14 protein-coding genes, 2 tRNA genes and 2 pseudogenes are annotated in these 18,879 nt (G+C 66.7%); 12 read left to right on the top strand and 6 right to left on the bottom strand.

The features are described from left to right. Positions 1–3: 3 nt before the first annotated feature. The 3 genes from GBA63_RS11355 to GBA63_RS11345 all read right to left on the bottom strand — a co-directional run bounded on the left by GBA63_RS11355 (position 4) and on the right by GBA63_RS11345 (position 5,637). Positions 4–1,836 (bottom strand): putative bifunctional diguanylate cyclase/phosphodiesterase, encoded by a 1,833-nt coding sequence (locus GBA63_RS11355; protein ID WP_166176151.1) that lies wholly within the window; start codon positions 1,834–1,836, stop codon positions 4–6. A gap of 253 nt (positions 1,837–2,089) precedes the next feature. Continuing rightward, complete coding sequence (locus tag GBA63_RS11350; protein ID WP_166176149.1) at positions 2,090–2,719, bottom strand: response regulator transcription factor; 630 nt, start codon at positions 2,717–2,719, stop codon at positions 2,090–2,092. Between the two features lie 347 nt (positions 2,720–3,066). Further along, complete coding sequence (locus GBA63_RS11345; RefSeq protein WP_166176147.1) at positions 3,067–5,637, bottom strand: ATP-binding protein; 2,571 nt, start codon at positions 5,635–5,637, stop codon at positions 3,067–3,069. 415 nt (positions 5,638–6,052) lie between these two features. Between GBA63_RS11345 and GBA63_RS11340 the strand changes: the two genes are divergently transcribed. Continuing rightward, positions 6,053–6,134, top strand: a tRNA-OTHER gene (locus GBA63_RS11340). 166 nt (positions 6,135–6,300) lie between these two features. Further along, on the top strand, positions 6,301–6,663 hold the full coding sequence (locus GBA63_RS11335; protein WP_166176145.1) for a nuclear transport factor 2 family protein: 363 nt from the start codon (positions 6,301–6,303) through the stop codon (positions 6,661–6,663). A gap of 179 nt (positions 6,664–6,842) precedes the next feature. On the opposite strand, the gene GBA63_RS11330 is transcribed toward GBA63_RS11335, so the two are convergent. Further along, positions 6,843–7,712, bottom strand: a complete 870-nt coding sequence (locus GBA63_RS11330) for an AraC family transcriptional regulator (protein ID WP_207956727.1) — start codon at positions 7,710–7,712, stop codon at positions 6,843–6,845. A gap of 217 nt (positions 7,713–7,929) precedes the next feature. Here GBA63_RS11330 and GBA63_RS11325 point away from each other — a divergent pair, with 217 nt between their 5' ends. From GBA63_RS11325 to GBA63_RS11290, 8 genes and pseudogenes are all read left to right on the top strand, one after another. Then, positions 7,930–9,312 carry an ABC transporter substrate-binding protein gene (locus tag GBA63_RS11325; protein ID WP_166176141.1) on the top strand — a complete coding sequence of 461 codons (1,383 nt, stop codon included), beginning with the start codon at positions 7,930–7,932 and terminating at the stop codon, positions 9,310–9,312. Further along, entirely contained in the window at positions 9,312–10,253 is a 942-nt protein-coding gene (locus GBA63_RS11320; protein WP_207956726.1) for a carbohydrate ABC transporter permease, read from the top strand. Before GBA63_RS11325 ends, GBA63_RS11320 begins: the two co-directional genes overlap by 1 nt. Beyond that, positions 10,250–11,101 (top strand): carbohydrate ABC transporter permease, encoded by an 852-nt coding sequence (locus GBA63_RS11315; RefSeq protein ID WP_166176139.1) that lies wholly within the window; start codon positions 10,250–10,252, stop codon positions 11,099–11,101. Before GBA63_RS11320 ends, GBA63_RS11315 begins: the two co-directional genes overlap by 4 nt. Continuing rightward, on the top strand, positions 11,098–11,940 hold the full coding sequence (locus tag GBA63_RS11310) for a sugar phosphate isomerase/epimerase family protein (RefSeq protein WP_166176137.1): 843 nt from the start codon (positions 11,098–11,100) through the stop codon (positions 11,938–11,940). The genes GBA63_RS11315 and GBA63_RS11310 overlap by 4 nt, the downstream gene beginning before the upstream one ends. A gap of 29 nt (positions 11,941–11,969) precedes the next feature. Then, a pseudogene (locus tag GBA63_RS11305) lies at positions 11,970–13,057 on the top strand (zinc-dependent alcohol dehydrogenase). A 168-nt stretch (positions 13,058–13,225) separates the two neighbouring features. Beyond that, the gene (locus GBA63_RS11300) at positions 13,226–13,621 is read left to right on the top strand and encodes a hypothetical protein (RefSeq protein WP_166176135.1); all 396 of its coding nucleotides are present in this window, start codon (positions 13,226–13,228) and stop codon (positions 13,619–13,621) included. Positions 13,622–13,663: 42 nt separating this feature from the next. Then, positions 13,664–13,737, top strand: a tRNA-His gene (locus tag GBA63_RS11295). 124 nt (positions 13,738–13,861) lie between these two features. Further along, positions 13,862–15,124, top strand: a complete 1,263-nt coding sequence (locus GBA63_RS11290; RefSeq protein WP_166176133.1) for a hypothetical protein — start codon at positions 13,862–13,864, stop codon at positions 15,122–15,124. Between the two features lie 7 nt (positions 15,125–15,131). Here GBA63_RS11290 and GBA63_RS24000 read toward each other — a convergent pair whose 3' ends face one another. Together GBA63_RS24000 and GBA63_RS24365 are read right to left on the bottom strand one after the other, a co-directional pair. Further along, on the bottom strand, positions 15,132–15,545 hold the full coding sequence (locus tag GBA63_RS24000; RefSeq protein ID WP_266096321.1) for a tyrosine-type recombinase/integrase: 414 nt from the start codon (positions 15,543–15,545) through the stop codon (positions 15,132–15,134). 82 nt (positions 15,546–15,627) lie between these two features. Further along, positions 15,628–16,014, bottom strand: a pseudogene (locus GBA63_RS24365) (tyrosine-type recombinase/integrase); the annotation flags it as partial. 768 nt (positions 16,015–16,782) lie between these two features. Between GBA63_RS24365 and GBA63_RS24360 the strand changes: the two are divergent. After that, the gene (locus GBA63_RS24360) at positions 16,783–17,265 is read left to right on the top strand and encodes a CPBP family intramembrane glutamic endopeptidase (protein WP_407690841.1); all 483 of its coding nucleotides are present in this window, start codon (positions 16,783–16,785) and stop codon (positions 17,263–17,265) included. Between the two features lie 242 nt (positions 17,266–17,507). After that, a complete protein-coding gene (locus tag GBA63_RS23240) occupies positions 17,508–18,860 on the top strand; it encodes a sensor histidine kinase (RefSeq protein WP_207956725.1) in 1,353 nt (450 codons plus the stop codon). Positions 18,861–18,879: the final 19 nt, after the last annotated feature.

Genomic DNA, 18,879 nt, shown 5'->3' with positions numbered 1-18,879 from the left:
CTCCTAGCGAGGACGTCCTGGGTCGCGGTGTTTCTCCCCTGGGTGTTCGCGTCCCTCGCCGTCGGTCCATCCCTCCGCGAATCTTCTCTGCGGCGCTGCGGTGGGGACAGGGTCGGCGTACCGTCTGCCTGTTCTGGGGTCCCCGCCGCGTCCCCGCGCGCCCAGAAATTCGCAGGCCGCGCCAAACGGCAGCGGCGCGGAGAAGTAAGAACCCTGGCCGGCGTCGCAGCCGATCTCGCGCAGCATAGAAGCCTGCTCGCGCGTCTCGACGCCGTCGGCCACCGTCGCTATGCCAAGAGCCCGGGCGATGCCGAGGGTCGCCGAGACTATCGGCAGCGTCTTGTCCCGGCGGCCGTCCAGCAGGCCCACGAACGAGCGGTCGACCTTGAGGGCGTGGACGGGCAGGTTGGCGAGGTTCGAGAGCGAGGAGAAGCCCGTGCCGAAGCCGTCTATCGCCAGCCTGACGCCCAGGGCTTCGAGCGCCCCGAGCGTCTCTTCCACGCGGCGCGTGTCCTCGATAGTGCTCTCGCTGATCTGTAGCACGAGACCCGAGGCCGCGTATCCGGTCTTGCGCAGGGTGTCGGCCACCACCTCGGTAAGGTCGGGCTGCGCGAGCTGCGCGGCCGACAGGTTGACGCCGACGGACGTCCGGGACCCCAAACCGGCGGCGCGCCACTCTTTCGCCTGCGCGCAGGCCGTTTCGAGGAGCCACCGCCCGATCGGGACCACGAGGTCGTTTTTTTCCGCAACGGGGACGAAGACGTCGGGCGGGAGCAAGCCCAACTCGGAATGGTTCCACCGCGCCGCGGCTTCCATGGCCACGACCTCGCCCGTCTCGAGGGAGACCACGGGCCGGTAATGAAGTTCGAACTCCGAGCGATCCAGGGCCCGCCGGAGCTCCGTCTCCAGCCCCAGAGGCGAGACTAGCGGCCCGGATGTTTCGTCGTCGAAGACCTCGTACCGTCCCTTGCCTGCCCGCTTCGCGCGATACATGGCCGTATCGGCGGCGTGCAGCAGGCTCTCGGCTTCGTGCAGGCCGGGGCTGCTCATGGCGACGCCTATGCTGACGGACACGAATACCGTGTGATCTCCCAGGGCGATGGGCTCCGTCAGGGTGCCCAGGAGACGCTCCGCCAGACGGACCGGGTTGGCCCTGCCGGACGCGTCCTCAACAAGCACGGTGAATTCGTCGCCGCCGAGCCGCGCGGCGGTGTCCCCCGGCCTGGTGCAGGCCCGCAGGCGGCGGCCTATCGCGACGAGCAGACGGTCGCCGGCCTTGTGGCCCAACGTATCGTTTACCGCCTTGAGGTCGTCCACGTCCAGAAAGAGGACCGCGACCGGCGTCTGCTGGCGGGCGTTGCGGGCCATGGCGTGCTCCAGCCGCACCATGAACAGGCCCCGGTTCGCCAGGCCGGTCAGCGGGTCCTCTGAGGCCCGGCGCTCCAGTTCCGCCCTGTCGTCCCGGCCCGAGGCGTCACGTATGTAGAGGGCCTTCTCGTGGCCCCCGTCGTCGGACGGGCACGCGGCCACGGCCTCGACCCGGCGCCAGGAGCCGTCGGCGTGGCGCATCCGAAACTCCAGGGCGCCCCCGGCGGGGAGGCGAACCCGGGGCTTCTCCGCCGCGGGCGCAAACAGCCTGGCCTTCTCCGAAGGGTGCACATAGCCCGCGAGGTCGTCGCCGACCATATCCTCCGGCTCGTACCCGAGCACCCCGGTGACCGCGCCGTTGACGTAGAGCACCGAGGCATCGGCGTCCGTGAGCATCACCACCTCCGGCGCGTTCTGGACGAGGTCCCGGAAGTTCTCGGGCGCCGGCTCGCGGCGGTTTTCGCGCATCTTCTTGCGGAGGGTGGCGCCGATTCCCGGTCTGGGGGCTCCCGACACGAACCGGGAGGAGAAAGACTCCAGTAGCTTCGTCGCCTTTATGCGCTGCCTCCTGGCCTATCCGGCGGCCGCGCCCCGCGGCGCGCGAGGGTGGGTGTAGCGTAGGAGCGGCGTCTTTCGGCCAACGAATCGACCAGACGCACCATAAGCGCACCCAAGTACCGGGGGCGCGCCAGGCACCCGGCGTTGGGCGTAGCGGCCCCGATCAATGCAGTTCTTGGGAGCGCTTGAAGACCCTCGTCGCCTCCACGCGGTTGCGCACCTCGAGGAGCTTGTAGGCGGCGCGCAGGTGCTGCTTGATGGTGTACTCGGAGAGGAACAACTGCTTGGCGATCTGGGCGTTGGTCAACCCTTCTGCCACGAGGTTCAGGATCTCCCTCTGGCGGGAGGTGAGGATGAAGGGGTCTATCACCTCTTCGTCCTTTACCAGCTCGGCGACGAGGTTCCTCGGGACCACGGTCTCGCCCTTGCGGACCACGCAAAGCGCCCGCCGGACCTGCGAGGCCTCCATTCCGACGTGAATGAATCCGGTCGCCCCGGCCCTGAGCGCGGCCCTGGCGCACCTGACGTCGTTGAGCAGGCCCACGACCAGCACCGGAGCCGTCGGCGCCGCCTGGAGCGCTTTGACGACCTCCTGGGCGACCCCCTCGCCGTTGGAGCAGATCACCACGCACGACGGGAGGTCCAGCTCCTCGATAAAGTCGCCGCGCACCTCGGACACGCCCCCCAGGACGCTTGCCAACCCCCTCGCCACGACCGGGTAGTCGCACTTGAGCCAGATCCAGGCCCGCGCCTCCTCGTATTCGGGGGACCGCCGCACCAAACTAGTGCTCATCGCGTTCATCGCCTTTCACCGCTCCTTCCCATCCGGTTGCCTTCGCCTGCCCCGCGCGCCTCGGCCTCTGCCTTTCGCAGTCCTATGCCTTTCGCAGCCATTCGATCCAACTGGCCCCTACGACCCGCATCTCTCCCTTCGCCCTACCATGCTTCCCCGGTCTTACTCGGCCGGTGCCGCTCTCCCTACCCGCCGTGTAACACCCATTTGACTACCTAGGTGCTGAGCCTAGCAGGCCCCCCCGACACCGGACCTCGTCTAAGTGCCTTATCTTTCTTTGGGGGGAACCGCCGACTTTCGGGGGGGAGATTTCTCCTATACGGGCGCCGCGTCGGGCGGTGGGGCGTTCAGCGGACCTGTACCACGCCGTGGCGGATGGCGAAGACCAGGGCCTGCAGGCGCGAGTGCATACCGAGCTTGTTCAGGATGCTCGTCATGTGGTTGGTCTCCGTCTTGATGCTGATGTTCAGTCGCTCGGCGACCTGGTTGCTGTCGAGGCCATCGGCGAGCGCCTGCAGCACCTCTATCTCCCTGGAGGTCAGCTGCGCGATCGTCTGGCGGACCTCGTACTCCTCCTCCCTCTGGGAGCCGGCGAAGCGCAGCAGCTCCACGACCTCCTCCAGGGGCATCAGGGTCTCTCCCGCCCGAAGACGCCTGATCGCGTCCACGACCGCGTCCATCTCGGAGAGCTTGTCCAGGACCCCGGCGGCCCCGGACTCGACGGCCCGCGCGATCTCGGCGTGGTCGAGCATGGCGCTCAGGACGAGCGCCTGCGCCCCCGGGCTGGCCTCCATGAGGTCCCGGATCAGGTCTCCCCCGTAACCGTCCGGCAGTCCGAGGTCGATGATCGCCACGTTGATCCCTTCGAGCTTGCCCCGCGCCTCCGAGAGGGAGCCCGCCTGGCCCACTACCCTGAACCCCGGCTCCTGGTCGAGCACGGAGGCCGTGGCCTGCCGGACGGAGGCGTGGTCCTCGACGAGCAGGATACGCACCTCTTCCGATTCCCCCGATCCTCCCCCGTCATCCCCGAGGTCCAGGGTGATGCGCACGGTCGTCCCCCTGCCGGGGCCGCTGAAGATCTCCAACTCTCCGCCCACCGCGTGGGCCCTCTCCCGCATGCCCCTTATGCCCATCCCGGCGCCCGTCCGGGCCAGGTCGAAGCCCCGTCCGTCGTCTTCTACCTGGACCCAGAGCCTGCCACCGCGGACTCCGGCCGAGACACGGATGCGGCCGGCACCCGAGTGCCGCAACGCGTTTAGCAGCGCCTCCTGGAGGATGCGCAAGAGCTCGACCTGTTCGGCCTCCGGGAGCGGCCGTCCCAGGTCCTCCTCGATCGAGAGCTCTATCTCGCTGCCGGGTGCGTTCCGACGGTTTCTCGCGACGACCCACTCGAGCATCTCGACGAGCGTCCGGCCCCGGGATTCGTGCTCCAGGCGCAGGTTGTAGATCGCGTTGCGCGTTCCCTGTCCCGCCCGCTTGAGCGCCTCGGCCAGCCGTTCGAGCCGGTAGTTCGTTTCGGGGTCGTCCGTGGTCCCCTGCATGAGGCGGGTCTCCACCAGGGCGCGGGTGAGATCCTGGAGCGCCTCGTCGTGCAGGTCCCTGGCCAACCGGTCGCGCTCGGCTTCCCTTACCTCGCGCAGTTTCTTCTCCGACGCGTGACGCTCTACCGCCGTGGCGAGCACGTTTGCCACGGCCTGCAGGAAGTTCACGTCGTTCCCCGAGAAGGCCCGGGGGCTCTTCGTGTGCGCCCCCAGGACCCCAAAGGGGCCATCCCTGCCGGGGATCGGAACTGTCATGCCGCTTACCGCCCCTTGCTCCAGCATAAACCGGGACGACTCGAAGCGGGTCTCGGTGCGCAGGTCTTCGACGACCACCGGCTCTTCCGAACGCAGGGTGAAGCCGGCGTGAGGGTCGAAGTCCGACCCCTCCGTCGCGTTTCCGACGGCCCCTTCTTCCCATCCCACCCCGGCCCGCAGCAGCAGTTCTTCTCCGCCGGGCAAAAGCTCCACGATCTTGCAGAAATCGACCCCAAGGGTTCGGCGGACCGCCAAGACGGCTTCGTCCATTAGCGGTTGGAGGTTGGCGCTCGCCAGCGCCCGCAGGCCGAGCTCCGCGACGACGGCCTGCTGGCGGGTGCGCGTCTCCGTCTCCTCCTGCGCCAGCTTGCGCTCGGTGACGTTCTCGTGCGCGACGATCACGCGCGGAGGCTCGCCGTCGGGGAAGCGGGTCACGCGCTCTACGAACCAGCGGCGCTCGTCGGGCGAGTGGCAAGGGTACTCCAACTCGAAGGAATCCAGATCCCCGGAGATGATCGCGCGTATGGCCTCCGCGACCCGGGGGGCTTCGTCCGCGCTCGGCCCGGAAGCCGAGTCGCAAACCTCCAGGTAGTTGGCGCCTTCCATCAGGTTCTCGAGGTCCACGGTCGCGTTGGCCGCGGCGAACTCCCGCCAGGCCCTGTTGGTGGCGACGATGACGCCCGTCTCGTCAAGGACGGCCACGTGCGCGGAGAGCCCGTCGAGGGCGGAGCGGGCGAAGAGCCCGGCCTCGCGCGTCGCATCCCCGGGACGCTCCCGCCCGGCCGCGTCCCGGACGACGGCCAGCACGAGGTGCCCGTGCGGCTCGGCATCAGAGACCCTCTCCAGCCGGGAGAGCGTCAACTCCACGCGGATCTCCCCGCTATCCTTCGTCACGACGGGCAGTTTCAGGGCCGTGCCGGAATCCACGTGCGGGTCCCGGCCCGTCTCCCGGTAGCGTGCCAACCTGCTCTGGTAACGTTCCCTGAGACGGGCGGGAACGAGTACCTCGACGTTCGAACCGAGCGCCTCCGCGGGTGGGTAGCCGAAGAGTTCCGAGGCGGCCTGACTCCAGAGCACGATTCTGCCCGTTGCGACCTCGACGACTACGGCTGCCTCTCTCACACTACGTAGCAGCAAGCCGATGCCCGAGCCATGGAAACCCGGGTTTTCACGGTCGTTCGGCCCCACTGTCGGCTCTTCCTCACGTCTTTACCCCACGGCTTGACTCCTCTAAGATATCGTCGGGCATGGCCGGACGCATCGCTCGTTTGGGGTATTTATGTGTCATCCCTGTTAAATCCGGAAGTTGCCGGGGCGGTGGCCTCAAGAGAGCAACCCGCGCCGACCGGTGGGCGAACAGGTCCGCCTGCCAGGAACGCGCGGTCATACCGGTGGGTGCCCGGTTGCGCGCTGCTCCGGGGGCTCCCTTCTGCCGGACCCGGCGCGACTCTGGAGCGCGAGACCCCGTAGCACCATTTCGACACCATCGGGCGATGCGTCCGTTCGGGGGGCGGCGCTATCGTTGGCGCCGTGTTTCGTGCCCGTAGCTCAGCAGGAAGAGCGCCATCCCCTAAGACCCATGGGGGTGAAGGTCGCGAGTTCGAGCCTCGCCGGGTACGCCGGGCCGGGACCACGCCGGGATGCCCGTCAAGCCAGCGCCCAAAGGGATGGTCTCTCGTATTCCAGGTTTCAAAGACCGGCGGGTCTCCGTGACGTTCGCCGGGCTGCCGGTGGGTGCTCGTTCTCGTCTGCGCGGTGGCGAAGTACGGAATGGAAAGGGAAGCCATGACCCAACAAAGAGCGGGCCTAGACTTCGAGGAGATGCGCCGGGCCATCGAGGGGCTAGATGCCGAAGCGCTAGTTGCCCTCTACGCCGACGACGCCGAGATGCGCACCGTCAACCGCTACTCCACCCCGAGCTCGCCCAAAGTGCTGCGGGGCAAGGCGGAGATCTCCGAGCACCTGCGCGACGTCTGCGGCCGGGCGATGACCCACCGCGTAGAGAACGAGGTCGTCGGGGAGGACCGGGTGGCCTTCAACGAGGCGTGCGAGTACCCGGACGGGACGAAAGTCCTGTGCGCCGCGACGCTCGAGGTGCGCGGCGGCAAGGTAGTCAAGCAGACCAACGTCGAGGCCTGGGACGAGTAGGGATCTCGACGGATTCGCCAGGAGCGTCCGTGTCGGCGATCCTGGCACGGACCTTCGGGCCGGGACCCTCACTATCCCGCCCCCGGTGGCCGTAGCACTGCTGAACGAAGAGACCGTACCACCAGCGTCGTCCGTCGGCTTATTCGCGCATCCTCCGAGGGGGCTGCCTCAAGCTACCGCTAGTTGATCAGGCGGCGCCAGGAACCCGGAGTCTGGCCCGAGATTCTCTTGAAGGTCTTGGCGAAGTGGTGGACGTCCGAGAAGCCGCACTGGGCCGAGATCTGGCGCATGCTCAGACCGGTGTGCTGGAGTAAGTCCTGCGCCCGCTGAACGCGCAGGTGCAGCAAGAATTTGTGGGGCGGGCTGCCGAAGCGGTCGCGGAAAACCTGGGAGAAGCGGGACGGGGAGAGGCCCGCGCGATCCGCCATGTCCGCCACGGAGAGCGGTTCCGAGAGGTGCAGGGACATGTGGGACGTGATCCAGTTAAGAAACTCGGGCCTGTCGGGCGAGTCCACCCCGCCCGGCGTGTAGGCCTGCAGGATCTCTAACACGAGCCCGCTCGCCAAATGGTGCGACTCTAACTGCCCGAGAAAATCCCGCCTCTGCCAGATGCCTATGGTCTTTAGCATCGTATCCCTGAACCGCGCAGGATGCGCGGGCACGAACCTGGTCGGCACCCGCACCCCCGTCGCCGCTTCGAGCCGGGGTTGCATCAACTCCTCCACCCCCGAAACGTCGACCCTCCCGGACCTCACGACGAAACTCCGCTCGCGCCCGGGGTTGTAGAAGACGTCGAGGTGGACGTACGGCGTAATGGTGTCCGACGGCCCCTCTAGCGCGTGCAACTCGCCCGGCTGTATGAGGCAGAACTCTCCAGGCCGGAAGACGAATTCCCGGTCCTCGACACGCGCTACCATCTCGCCCTCCTGCACGTACATCAGCAGGTAGTCGAGCAGGCGCCGGGGCGCCGTCCGCCACGCGCTTCGCACAGGGAAACTGGCGTCCCGCACGTAGGGAACTATGGGCCCGCACGCCGCCCGACCTTCCATCCCAGGCCTCGATTCCATCTCCTGTATGATCGTTTTTGACAACAATACAGTGCCTGTAAGCAATGAATCAAGCGCAGAAGAAGCCTATTATTGCGAAGAGATCGGGTGGGAGCAGGGTGAACAAGGGAACGCGGGCCCGCGAGGGCCGGCCGGAAATGAACAACCCCGCGGCTGGCGGGTTCGTGCGGCTGAGCGGGTGTTCGGGAGGACGAGGATCATGTACAGACCTTTGACGCGCAGGCGGTTTCTCGTCCGGGGAGGGCAGGCGGCGGTCGGGGCCGGGCTGGCCGGCTCCCTGCTCGCAGGTTGTGGCGGGGGGTCCGAGGGCGGCGGCCCCGTCACCATGTGGAGCAACCTCGAAGGCGCCGAGGCCCAAAACTACTTCACCAACAATATCGAGAAGCCCTTCGAGAAGGCGAACGAGGGGACCAAGCTCGACGTCACGTTCCAGCCGCCGGCCGAGATCGACCGCCTCGTCCGTACCGCCCTTCAGGGCGGGGAGGGACCGGACATCATCCCGACCCCGGGCCCCGCTTACGCCGGCGAGTACATAGACGCCAACCTCTTCGCCGAGCTCGACGATTACGTGGGCCGGTACAAATGGGACGACAAGCTGCTCGGGTGGGCGCTCGACCTCGGTCGCTCCGAGGGCAAGCTCTACGCCATCCCGTACCAGCTCCAGACGATGCTGCTGTACTTCAACAGGACCCTCTTCGAAGAGATGGGGCTGCGGGCCCCGAAGGATCGGGACGAGCTCGAAGGGCTGGCGGAAGAGTTGAACGGGCAGGGGATCGTGCCTTTCGCCGCCGGCATCGGGGACGAGCCGGCGGCGGTCGAGTGGTTCCCAACCGTCTTCTGGAACCACTTCTCCGGGCCGCAGGCCCTCTACGAGGCGCTCTCCGGGGAGACGCCGTTCTCCGACGCCGTCTTCGTGGACGCCATCGAGCTCTTCAACGGCTACGTGCAGAAGGGGTGGTTCGGGGGGAGCCGGGAGAAGTTCTTCTCGAACGGGTTCGACGCGCTGCACGCGGACTTCGGGGACGGCAAGGCGGCCATGAACATCGAGGGGTCGTGGTTCATGGCCTCGGCCGTGGACTTTTTCGGGCAGAAGGCCGGCAACGAGAACGAGTGGGACTGGGCGCCCTTGCCGCCGATGCAGAGCGGGGTGCCGCAGGAGTTGTACGCGCTCGGGATCGGCTCGACCATCTCCGTCAACGCCCGCTCCGCAAACACAGACGGGGCCGCCTCTTTTATCGACTACCTCGTCGCAGACAAAGAGCGGGCGGCGGAGTACATGGCGGCCATACCGTCCGCGTTCAACTCGCCGCTGCCGTTCGAGGACGGCGACTTCCCGGGGAGCATGGACGAGCGGGTTCGGAGGCAGCTCGTCTCTTTAAGCCAGGCGACCGACAAGGGGAACTTCGGGTACACGAACTGGACCTTCTGGCCCTCCAAGTCGACCGTGTACATACAGGAGGAGATCCAGAAAGTCCTTACGGGCAAGATGACGGCCGCCGAGTACTGCGAGGGGCTCGCCGGGGTCTTCGACGAGGAGCGCAAAGAGGGGCTGGTGCCCAAGATCATCAAGCCCGGCGCCTGATGGAGGTAAACGAGCAGGCCATTCGGAGCGCCATCAGGCCGGGCGCCAAACAGAGCTCCGGGCGGGCGCTGAGGCGGAGGCGGCTGCTATCCGCGTGGCTGTTCATGCTGCCCCTGATCCTGGTCAACGTGCTCGTGATCCTGGGTCCGTCGGTCGCGACCGTGTACTACTCGTTCACGGAGTGGTCGGGGATCGGGCCGGCCGAGTGGGTGGGCCTGCAGAACTACACGGATATCCTCCGTGATACGGATTTCTGGTCCGCGCTCGGGAACAACCTTCTCTGGACGGCTATCTTCCTTACCGTGCCCATAGCGATGGGGCTCGGCGGGGCGTTCTTGCTCTCCCAGATCACGCGCTTCCAGATGATCTTCCGCGTCCTGTACTTCATCCCGTACGTGATGGCGAGCGTGGTTAACGCGGCCCTCTGGCAGAACATTCTGGACCCGGATCGCGGCATCGGCTCCACCCTTGCGAACTTCGGCATCCCCTGGTTGGAGGGCGTCTCGTTCTTCGGCAGCGAGCGCCTGGCGCTGCCGGCGGTCGCGTTCGTGGACAACTGGCACTGGTGGGGCTTCGTGGTGCTCCTCTTCCTGACGGCGTTGCAGTCCGTGGACAGGGAGCTTTACGAGGCGGCGAAGATGGACGGGGCCGGGCGCTGGCAGCAGTTCGTCAACGTCACGATTCCCGGCATCCGGGCGACGTTGGTCTTCGTGGTTCTGATGACCATCATCGGGTCTTTGCTCGTCTTCGACTACGTCTACATCATCACGCAGGGCGGGCCGGCGGGGGCCAGCGAGGTCGTTGGGACGCTGATGTACAAGGAGGCGTTCGGTAGGTTCGAGGCCGGGTACGCGGCGGCGTTGGGGCTCGGGATGAGTTTCATGAGCGGGCTTATCGTCCTGATCTTCGTCTACCTCAGACGCAGGGGGTGGGAGATTTGAGCACCGTCGTCGGAGGGCGGAAGACCCGGCGCGAACCGTCGAAGGCGCCCTACTACGTGGTACTGGTCCTGCTGGCGCTCTTCGCCATCGGGCCCTTCGTGGTGCTGGCGTTCAACTCGCTCAAGACGAACGCCGAGATCGGACGCAACCCGTTGGGTCCGCCCCTCTCACCGGTCTTCGAGAACTTCCAGGCCGCGTGGTCTCAGGGCGGGTTCGCGACGACGATGGTGAACAGCGCGATCCTGACGGCAGGTACCGTGACCGGGGTTTGCGTCATCGCCGGCATGGCCGCCTACGCGATGGCCCGCCTCGACCTCCCCGGCACGGACGCCGTCCTGCTCTACCTTTTCGTGGCGAGCGCGCTCCCGTTCCAGCTTTTCCTGGTACCGCTCTTCTTCCTGTGGAGCGGCCTTAACCTGACGAACACGCTCTTCGGCCTCATAATCATCTACTGGGCGATCTTCTCTCCGTTCGCCACCTTGCTGCTGCGCTCGTACCTCGTCGCCTTGCCGCGGGGGTTCGAGGACGCGGCGAGGGTCGATGGGGCGACGGAGCTTCAGATACTCCTGCGCGTCATCCTGCCGCTCTCCTGGCCCGGCTTCCTGACCATCGCGCTCGTCTCCGGGCTCGGTGCCTGGAACGAGTACTTCTTCGCCCTGACGTTCATCCAGGACGACTCTCTCAAGCCCGTGACGACGAGTTTCGACGCCTTCCAGAGCAACTTCAGCCGCGACTGGGGACTGACGAGCGCGGCCGGAATCATCATCATCCTGCCCGTCGTGGCACTCTTCCTCGCTCTCCAGCGCCGCTTCATCAGCGGCCTGACCTCCGGCGGACTCAAGGGATGATCGGCTACCGCTACTCGTACAACGTAATAGGTTTCGGCGGCGAAGAGATCTCCCGTTCCGCCGACAGGCTGGCCCGCCTCGGCTACGACGCGATGGAGGTAGTGGGCGAGCCCGAGAAGCACGACCCGAAGGAGATCAAAAAGGCCGCCGACGATGCGGGCCTTGAGATCAGCTCCGTCTGCCCGAACTTCACCCCCGGCCGCGACCTCTCCCACCCGGACCCCGAAAGACGCTCCGGGGCCCAACGCTACCTCCGCTCCCTGGCGGACTTCGCCGCCGAAGCGGGCGCCCCGCTCTTCATAGTAGCCCCGACGGCCTACGGGCGCGTCCAACCCGCCGCCGAGGCGCGCGAAGAATGGCTGTGGGCCGTCGAGGGCGTGCGCGAGGCCGGCGAGTACGCCGCCTCGGCCGGCGTGGACCTCTCGCTCGAGTGTTGGAACCGCTACGGCACGTACATGCTCAACCGCCTCGAAGAGGGCGCCCGCATGTGGCGCGAGACGGGTCTCTCGAACGGGGGCGTCATGGCCGACACCTTCCACATGAACGTGGAAGAGGCATCCCTGACCGAAGCCGTGCGCGGCCTCGGCGGCCTGCTCAACCACGTCCACCTCTCGGACTCCAACCGCCTCGCGCCCGGCCTCGGGCACGTGGACTTCGCCGGCTTTATCGGGGGCCTCGAAGAGATTGGCTACGGGGGCTATCTGGCGTTCGAACTCTTGCCGGGCCTCCCGAACCGGCTCGGAGTAGACGCCGGGCTCGACGAGCCCACTCTCGACGAGGTCGCGGGGCAGGCCATTCGGCACTCTCGGGCTTCGGAGCGGGCGGGGGTCTCTTCGTGAGCTCGGCGGAGGGGACCGCGAGCCGCGAGGTGGGGGGCGGTCGGGGCGCCGCGCCGCGCAGGCTGGTGGCCGCCGGGCCGCGGCGGGCCGCGTTGGAACCGTACGAGAAGCCTTCCGTGGGGCCAGGGGAGATCGGGGTCCGGGTCGAGTACGCCTCGCCCAAGCACGGCACCGAGCTCGCGGTCTTCCGGGGGAGGACCCTTTCGTGGCCGACGTGTTCGACGAGAACTGGCGCCTGTTCCTGGGGCGCGCAGAGGACGGCGGCGGGGCCACACCCGACGCCGGGAGGCCCGTGCTCGGCAACCAGTGGGTCGGCGTGGTCGAGGAGTCCGGCGGAGGCGCGGAGGGTTTTCGGGCGGGGGAGAGGGTGTGCGGGTACGGCGGCATCCAGGAGTATCACGTGGTGGACGTGCGGAGCGCGCCCTACCTGTTCGGGGTGCCAGATGGGATGTCGTGGAAGAGCGCCCTTTGCTTCGATCCGGCGCAGTACGCCCTGTGCGGCGTGCGGGACGGCGGGGTCAGGATCGGGGACACGGTCGCCGTCTTCGGCCTCGGCGCCATCGGGGCCGTCGCCGCCCAGATGGCCAGAATAGCCGGGGCCTCGTTCGTCGCCGCCGTGGACCCGATACCCAAGCGCCGGGAGGCGGCGGTCAGGGCCGGTGCCGACGCGGCCCTCGACCCGCTCCATCAGGACGTCGGGCTCGAGCTCAAGCGGGCCACGGGCAGGCTCGGCGTGGACTGCGTGGTCGAGACGAGCGGCAACGAGCAGGCCCTGCAGCAGGCGCTCAGGGGGCTTGCCTACGGCGGCACCATCGCCTTCGTCGGCTGGGCGAGGGCCTTCGGCGGGAAGCTGGACCTCAGCAGGGAGGCCCACTTCAACAACGCCAACCTGGTGTTTTCGAGGGCCGGCAGCGAGCCCAACAGGGACCACCCGCGCTGGGACCGGGGGCGCATCGCCTCGGTTTGCTGGGAGATGCTCGCGTCCGGGGCCGTGGATTGCGAGGGCATAATAGACCCCGTCGTCCCCTTCGACGAGGCCCCCGGAGCCTACGAGCGGTACGTGGACCGCAACCCCGAACGCGCCGTCAAACTCGGGGTGAGGTTTCAAGCGAGCTAGTCAGCCGGTCAGCACGCCGCTTCGCGGCTCTCAGCCGGTCAGCAAAAGGAAAAGCAGACAGGCTGAAATGCTGACCGGCTGACTAGCTCCTTCCCAGGCAGCATCGGTTTTCGTCCGCTAGAGTTTGGGGGATATTTCCGTGTGGGTGGCTCTTAGAGGAGGTAGATCGTGCCGGCAGAACGCCCAGAACCAGAGACCTACACCATAGACGACGAGATAAAGGTTCCGATCCTGCTCAGCGACGCGGACGGCGTGGCCCACGTCAGGGCCATCTTCCGCCGGCTGAGGACGGCGAGTGAGATCGGACCCAGAGGCCTCGACCCGAACGACATCCTTGAGCTCCGCGGCAACGGCGAGGGCCAGAAAAAGGCGACCGTGGAAGTCTCCCTCAAAGTCGCAGACGGCCACACCCCAGGCGAGTACCTCTGCACCGCCATCCAGGCCTACGACACCGACGGCAACATGGAGATGATCAACAACCCGACCCCCTCCCGGCTCTTCCGCATAGTAGACGAGCGCAAAAAAGACGACCAGAAGATGGAGTTCCTCGGCTGGGGCGACTAGCTTTGCGCCGCCCCTTTTCCTGGTAGAATCGCCCTGCGCTTGGTGGCCGTAGCTCAGTCAGGTAGAGCATCGGATTGTGGCTCCGAAGGTCGCGGGTTCGAGCCCCGTCGGTCACCCCCTCTAATCCCGCATACATAAGCCGAATACGCGGATGAGTAGTAAGTGTGGTCGAGTTGCCGGGCGACGAAATACATCACCTGTACATCACCGGGCCGGGAACCACTGGGGAGAGCCAAGCCAATGTGCGCTAAGTGGGCTGGGGAATACGATGTCAAACTGTTGCTTCAAGAGCTAGAAGTTAGCCGAAAGCGCAACGAGGATACGGGGGAGTTCGAGGGCTTCGAGGGATGGAACCCGTTTGAAGACGTTACCGCCGTTCTGCATTCTTGCGTCAAGTTTGCGCACGACATGACCGAAACTGATCGGAGCCGAATCATCTATAGGTCGGTCCTCGCGCTGGGGCGCGTCGATGACATGACCTCTGACGCGCTTATTGCCGAGATAAACAGGCGCGAAGGTGCTTTCCAGGAACTCGATGAACGTCGGTTCGTGCTGGCTACCAGCATTTCGATTAGGCCGCCTAACCCACTCAGAAACACCAGTGTCTCGGGGCATCGGATCACGTTCGGCAGATATCTTCCAAAGCGTTTTGCTACAGAGCACGAGAAAGCCAGGGAGCTTGGTAGACGCGATATTTTCGGAGAGCCTCCTAAGTGGTGGTCGATGTTCAACGGGTACTCGCCGGTCCGAGTCTCCGTCCGCGCTCGCTCCATAAGCGCCGCGTACGAACAGTCAATTGGGGCGCTAGACCTTCTTCGAGGTATCTGGAATTTGCGTCTCAACAAAGCTGCGCGAACGTCAATGGGGAAGCGCAAGCCGGTAAACGTGCTGCACCTGGGACCCATACACTCCCTGCACGAGCCTGACGGCAGGCTCGCCACTGAGAGCTACTGGTATGACCCCGGATACGTCGAGCCGCTTAAGAATTTGAACCTGCACAACGCACAAGATGAGCTACGCGATTTCGAGAAACTTGTCCGTAAATACTTGTCTAAGAGCCAATATAGGCAAGATATAGAAGGCGCCATAACGCGATACACAAGGATTCTGGATAGTCGCGAGTGGAATAGCGCCTTCGTACAATTGTGGAGCCTACTCGAATATCTTACAGATACCACGAACGCGCCCAACGATACTACCGTTAAGCGAGCGTTGTTCTTCTGGCATCGAGACGAGCGCGATTTTCACCGACAAGTGCTCAAGCATCTGATGAAGTATCGAAACAGAACCGTTCATGCCGGTTTTGCGCCCGAAGACATAGAAACGTCGCTCTACCAACTGAAGCGCTACGTGGAACGCGTACTACTCTTCCACGTTTTCAGTGCTCCCGACTTCGCCAGCATCGGGGAAGTCGCCGAGATGATGCAACTTCCCCTTGCAGATATGTCGATATTGCGTAGAAGGCGCTGGCTGATGGATCGAGCACTAAAGTATCATTCCTAGCCTTCGTTCAGCCTCCGAACATCTCATCGAGCCCGTCTACCGCGTCGCCGCCTATGTCGTCTATCAGGTGCGAGTAGGTGTCCATCGTCTGCGTGATCGACGAGTGACCTAGCAGCGATTGGACGCGCTTGGGGTGCTTGCCCTGGTTGAATAGCGCCGTGGCGAACGTGTGACGCAGCGCGTGGAACGTGTAGCCGTCGAGCCCGACGCGCTTTAGGAGCGTCTTGTAGTCTCGGTAGTACAGGTTGTTGTGGTCCATCGGGCCGCCTACGCGGTTCGGGAAGACTAGATCGGCGTCGCGCCAGATCCGCGCTGCGATGCGCTCTTCGTTCTGACGCGCCCTGTGAGCCCGCAGAGCAGCCGCCGCGGTCTTGTTGAGGGGCACGCCGGCGGCTCGCCTTGTTCTTCGTGGGGCCGAAATCTAGGCCGTGGTCGGTGACCTTGAGGGCACGGCGCACGGACAGTTTGCCCGCGTCGAGGTCCACGTCGGACCACTTGAGCCCCAACAACTCGCCCTGACGCAAGCCGGTGTGCAGGGCGACGACGTACAGCGCCTCGTTACGCGTGCCCCGCGCGGCGTCGAGCAGGACGCGTACCTGGACGGGGGAGAGCGCCTTAACGCCGTCCGACCGTCTCTCGCGGCTGCTACGGGGCCGCTCGCCTTCCGCGACATTGCGGTAGATCAGGTCGTCGCGCACGGCTTGCGAGAGAGCCTTCTGCAAGGTGACGTGGACGTAGTCGACGGATCGCGCGGAGAGCGTCTTGCCCTTCTCGTTGTAGAGCCACCGGACTTCGGCGCGCGTGAGATCCTTGAGCTTGCGGGGACCGAGCGCCGGCTTGAGATGGTTGTTCGCGATGCCCTCGTAGCGGATGAAGGTGCTGTGCGTCATCTTGCCGGCGTCGACGAGCGGCTTGAGGCAATCGCGGAGCCACGAATCGAGCCACTCGGCCACCTTGAAGTCGTCGGCGTCGAAGAAGATCCCCTTATCTGCGTTGGCACGCGCCTCGTTTAGCTTGCTTTCGACCTCTCGGTGCTTTTTGCCGTAGATGGTCCTGCGCTTTGGGCCGTCCGGCGTGTGGACGGTGTAGCGGGCCGTGTACGGCCGTGGCCCGGCGCCCCGCGGTTGGCCCTGGTGCTCCGTCGACCCGGCGCGTTGTCCTACGACGACGCTGGGGACCGACTCCGCCGATGCGGGGTGGGGTTATCCCTACCCCAAAGTCTCCCGGCATCCCCATTGGCCGGCGGCTCTCCGGGACCTACGCTTATGGCCGACAACGAACGAGAGGAGCAACCATGCGGAACACGAGTAAAGAGGAACCCGGGCACGGTTCGACGGACCGTGCCCGCGGCCCGGGGGCGTTCGCGCGCCGCCACGGTTTGGTCAGCTTCTACGCCCTGGCGTACGGCCTGAGCTGGTTGGCCTGGCTGCCCTACGTGCTCTCCCAGTACGGCCTGGGTGTCGTGCACATTTCCTTGCCCCCGTTCGTGGGGCCAGAGGAGCTTGTCGGGCAACTGGCCGGTATCCTCCTCGGCGCCTACCTCGGGCCTTTGGGGCGGCGTTCATCGTCACTGCCCTGGCCGAGGGGAGGCCGGGCCTCAGGCGCTGGCGGGGAGGCTGTTCCGGTGGGGCGTCGGCTGGAGGTGGTACGCCTTCGCCATGATCGCCGTCCCAACGGTCATCGTGGCCGGCACCCTGCTGATGCCCGGGGCGGCCGCGGGGTTGCGCCTCCCACCGCTGGAGCTGTTCCTCGTTTACGTGCCGTTCTTCGCGCTCCAGATGGTGACCACGGGGCTGGCGGAGGAGCCGGGATGGCGCGATTTCGCCCTGGTGCGCCACCAGCGGCAGCACGGCCCCCTCGTGGGAACCCTGATCCTGTCGCTGCTGTGGGCTGGGTGGCACGCCCCTTTGTTCCTGACCGAGTGGGGGCGGGGATCGGCGGGCCAACCCGCGCACCGTCCTGCTGTTCTTCCTCCTTTGCGTAACGCTCAGCGTCGTCATCACCTGGGTCTTCAACAGGACGCGGGAGAGCCTGCCGCTGGCCATCGTGATCCACGCGTCCAACAACACCTTCGCGTCGCTGCTGCTCGCCGCCACGTTCACCACCCTCGACCCTCGAGGGACGTGCTCACGGGGCCGTGATCGGCTACGGCGCCCTGGCCCTGGTGCTCACCCTTGCGACCCGCGGGAGGCTCGGCTACGGCGGCCCCTCGAGGACCAACCCAAGGAGGGGCCGGCAAGGAGCCTGGCGGTGTTCCCGTCGCCCGTGTGGTGGCCGGCCAACGCGTCGATCACCCAGGGACGCGGGAGGCGTGACGGCAAACCTCTGGGGCGGAGAACCTTGGGCGGCGAGCCGCGTAAACTACGGGGAGAGGAGGGATCCCATGTACCATACTGAAGAAGCCGCGGCGGCAGACGAAGGTTTCGGCCGGGAGGGTACGCCCCGCGGACGGCCCCTCGTCCGGGCCTTGCTCTCGACGCTCTTCTTGCTTTCCAGCCTCCCCCTCGGTCTCTTCTGGTTCTTCGTGGTGGCCGTGGCGCTGTTGGCCGGCCTTCCGCTGGCGGTCGTCTGGGTAGGGCTGCCCATCCTCGCCCTCGCCACGCTGGCGTGCATCCTGGGCACGGACGTCGAGCGGCGGCGCCTGTCAGCGCTGCTGGGCGCCTGCATCTCCTCCCCCCATCGTCCCCTGCCCCGCGGCTCGTTCCTCGCCCGCGCGCGGGCCCGGGCGGCGGACCCCGCGCTGTGGCGCGGCCTGCTCTACCTGCTCCTGCTGCTCCCCATCGGCCTGGTCGAGACCGTCGTCGTCCTGGTCCTGGCCTTTTCGGCGGTTCTGGTCAGCTACCCGCTGTGGTTCTGGGCGCTCCCCGAAGGCGTGGCCATAGTCGCGACGAACGCCTTCGTGGCGGACACCGTGCCCAAGGCGTTGGTGGTCACGTTCGTCGGCCTCGTGGTCATGGCGGCCGCAGCGGCCTTCGTCCCGCAGGCCTGCCGGGCGCACGTCTCGCTGGGCCGGGCCTTGCTCGGACCCCGCAGGCGCGAGGCGCTGGACAGGCGGGTAGAGGCGCTCACGGAGGGCCGCTCGAAGGCCGTGGAGGCCGCCATCGCAGAGCGGCGCAGAATAGAGCGCGACCTGCACGACGGGGCCCAGCAGCGCCTCGTCTCGTTGGCGATGGCGCTCGGCATGGCCCGTCAGAAGCTGGAGGGAAGTCCCGGGGGGGACCCCGAGGTCGAGCGGGCGACGGAGCTCGTGGGGGAGGCGCACGAGGAGGCCAAGCGCGCCCTGGCCGAGATCCGGGACCTCATCCGGGGCATCCACCCGGCGGTCCTCACCGACAGGGGCCTCGACGCGGCGGTCTCCGCGCTGGCGCACCGCTCCCCTGTGCCCACCTCGGTGGTGGTGGACCTCGACGAACGTCCGCCGGAGGCGGCCGAGATCACGGCCTACTTCGTGATCGCTGAGGCCCTGGCGAACGTCGCCAAGCACTCGGGCGCCTCCGAGGCCCGCGTCCTGGCACGGCGGGAGAGGGGCGCGGTGGGCGGAGAGGACCGGCGGGACCTCCTGGTGGTGGAGGTCGGGGACGACGGCGTCGGGGGGGCAGACCCCGCGGGCGCAGGCCTCAAGGGGCTGGCTGACCGCGCGGTGGTCCTCGACGGCCGCCTGACGGTCGAGAGCCCCGCCGGCGGCCCAACCAGGGTGCGCGCGGAGCTGCCGTGGGAGGAACGAGGCGATGGCTGAGGACGCCGCGAGGAAAGCA

It is taken from the genome of Rubrobacter tropicus (assembly GCF_011492945.1).
GTDB classification, from domain to species: Bacteria; Actinomycetota; Rubrobacteria; order Rubrobacterales; family Rubrobacteraceae; genus Rubrobacter_D; species Rubrobacter_D tropicus.
This window is presented reverse-complemented; position numbering and strand designations above follow the sequence as displayed.

Excerpts from the sequence above, each read along its gene's own strand:
- GBA63_RS11320 (WP_207956726.1), top strand. The coding sequence starts at position 9,312 with ATGGAGGTAAACGAGCAGGCCATTCGGAGCGCCATCAGGCCGGGCGCC.
- GBA63_RS11290 (WP_166176133.1), top strand. The coding sequence starts at position 13,862 with ATGTGCGCTAAGTGGGCTGGGGAATACGATGTCAAACTGTTGCTTCAA.
- GBA63_RS24360 (WP_407690841.1), top strand. The coding sequence starts at position 16,783 with ATGATCGCCGTCCCAACGGTCATCGTGGCCGGCACCCTGCTGATGCCC.
- GBA63_RS23240 (WP_207956725.1), top strand. The coding sequence starts at position 17,508 with ATGTACCATACTGAAGAAGCCGCGGCGGCAGACGAAGGTTTCGGCCGG.
- GBA63_RS11325 (WP_166176141.1), top strand. The coding sequence starts at position 7,930 with ATGTACAGACCTTTGACGCGCAGGCGGTTTCTCGTCCGGGGAGGGCAG.
- GBA63_RS11350 (WP_166176149.1), bottom strand. The coding sequence starts at position 2,719 with ATGAGCACTAGTTTGGTGCGGCGGTCCCCCGAATACGAGGAGGCGCGG.
- GBA63_RS11355 (WP_166176151.1), bottom strand. The coding sequence starts at position 1,836 with ATGCGCGAAAACCGCCGCGAGCCGGCGCCCGAGAACTTCCGGGACCTC.
- GBA63_RS11330 (WP_207956727.1), bottom strand. The coding sequence starts at position 7,712 with ATGGAAGGTCGGGCGGCGTGCGGGCCCATAGTTCCCTACGTGCGGGAC.
- GBA63_RS11310 (WP_166176137.1), top strand. The coding sequence starts at position 11,098 with ATGATCGGCTACCGCTACTCGTACAACGTAATAGGTTTCGGCGGCGAA.
- GBA63_RS11335 (WP_166176145.1), top strand. The coding sequence starts at position 6,301 with ATGACCCAACAAAGAGCGGGCCTAGACTTCGAGGAGATGCGCCGGGCC.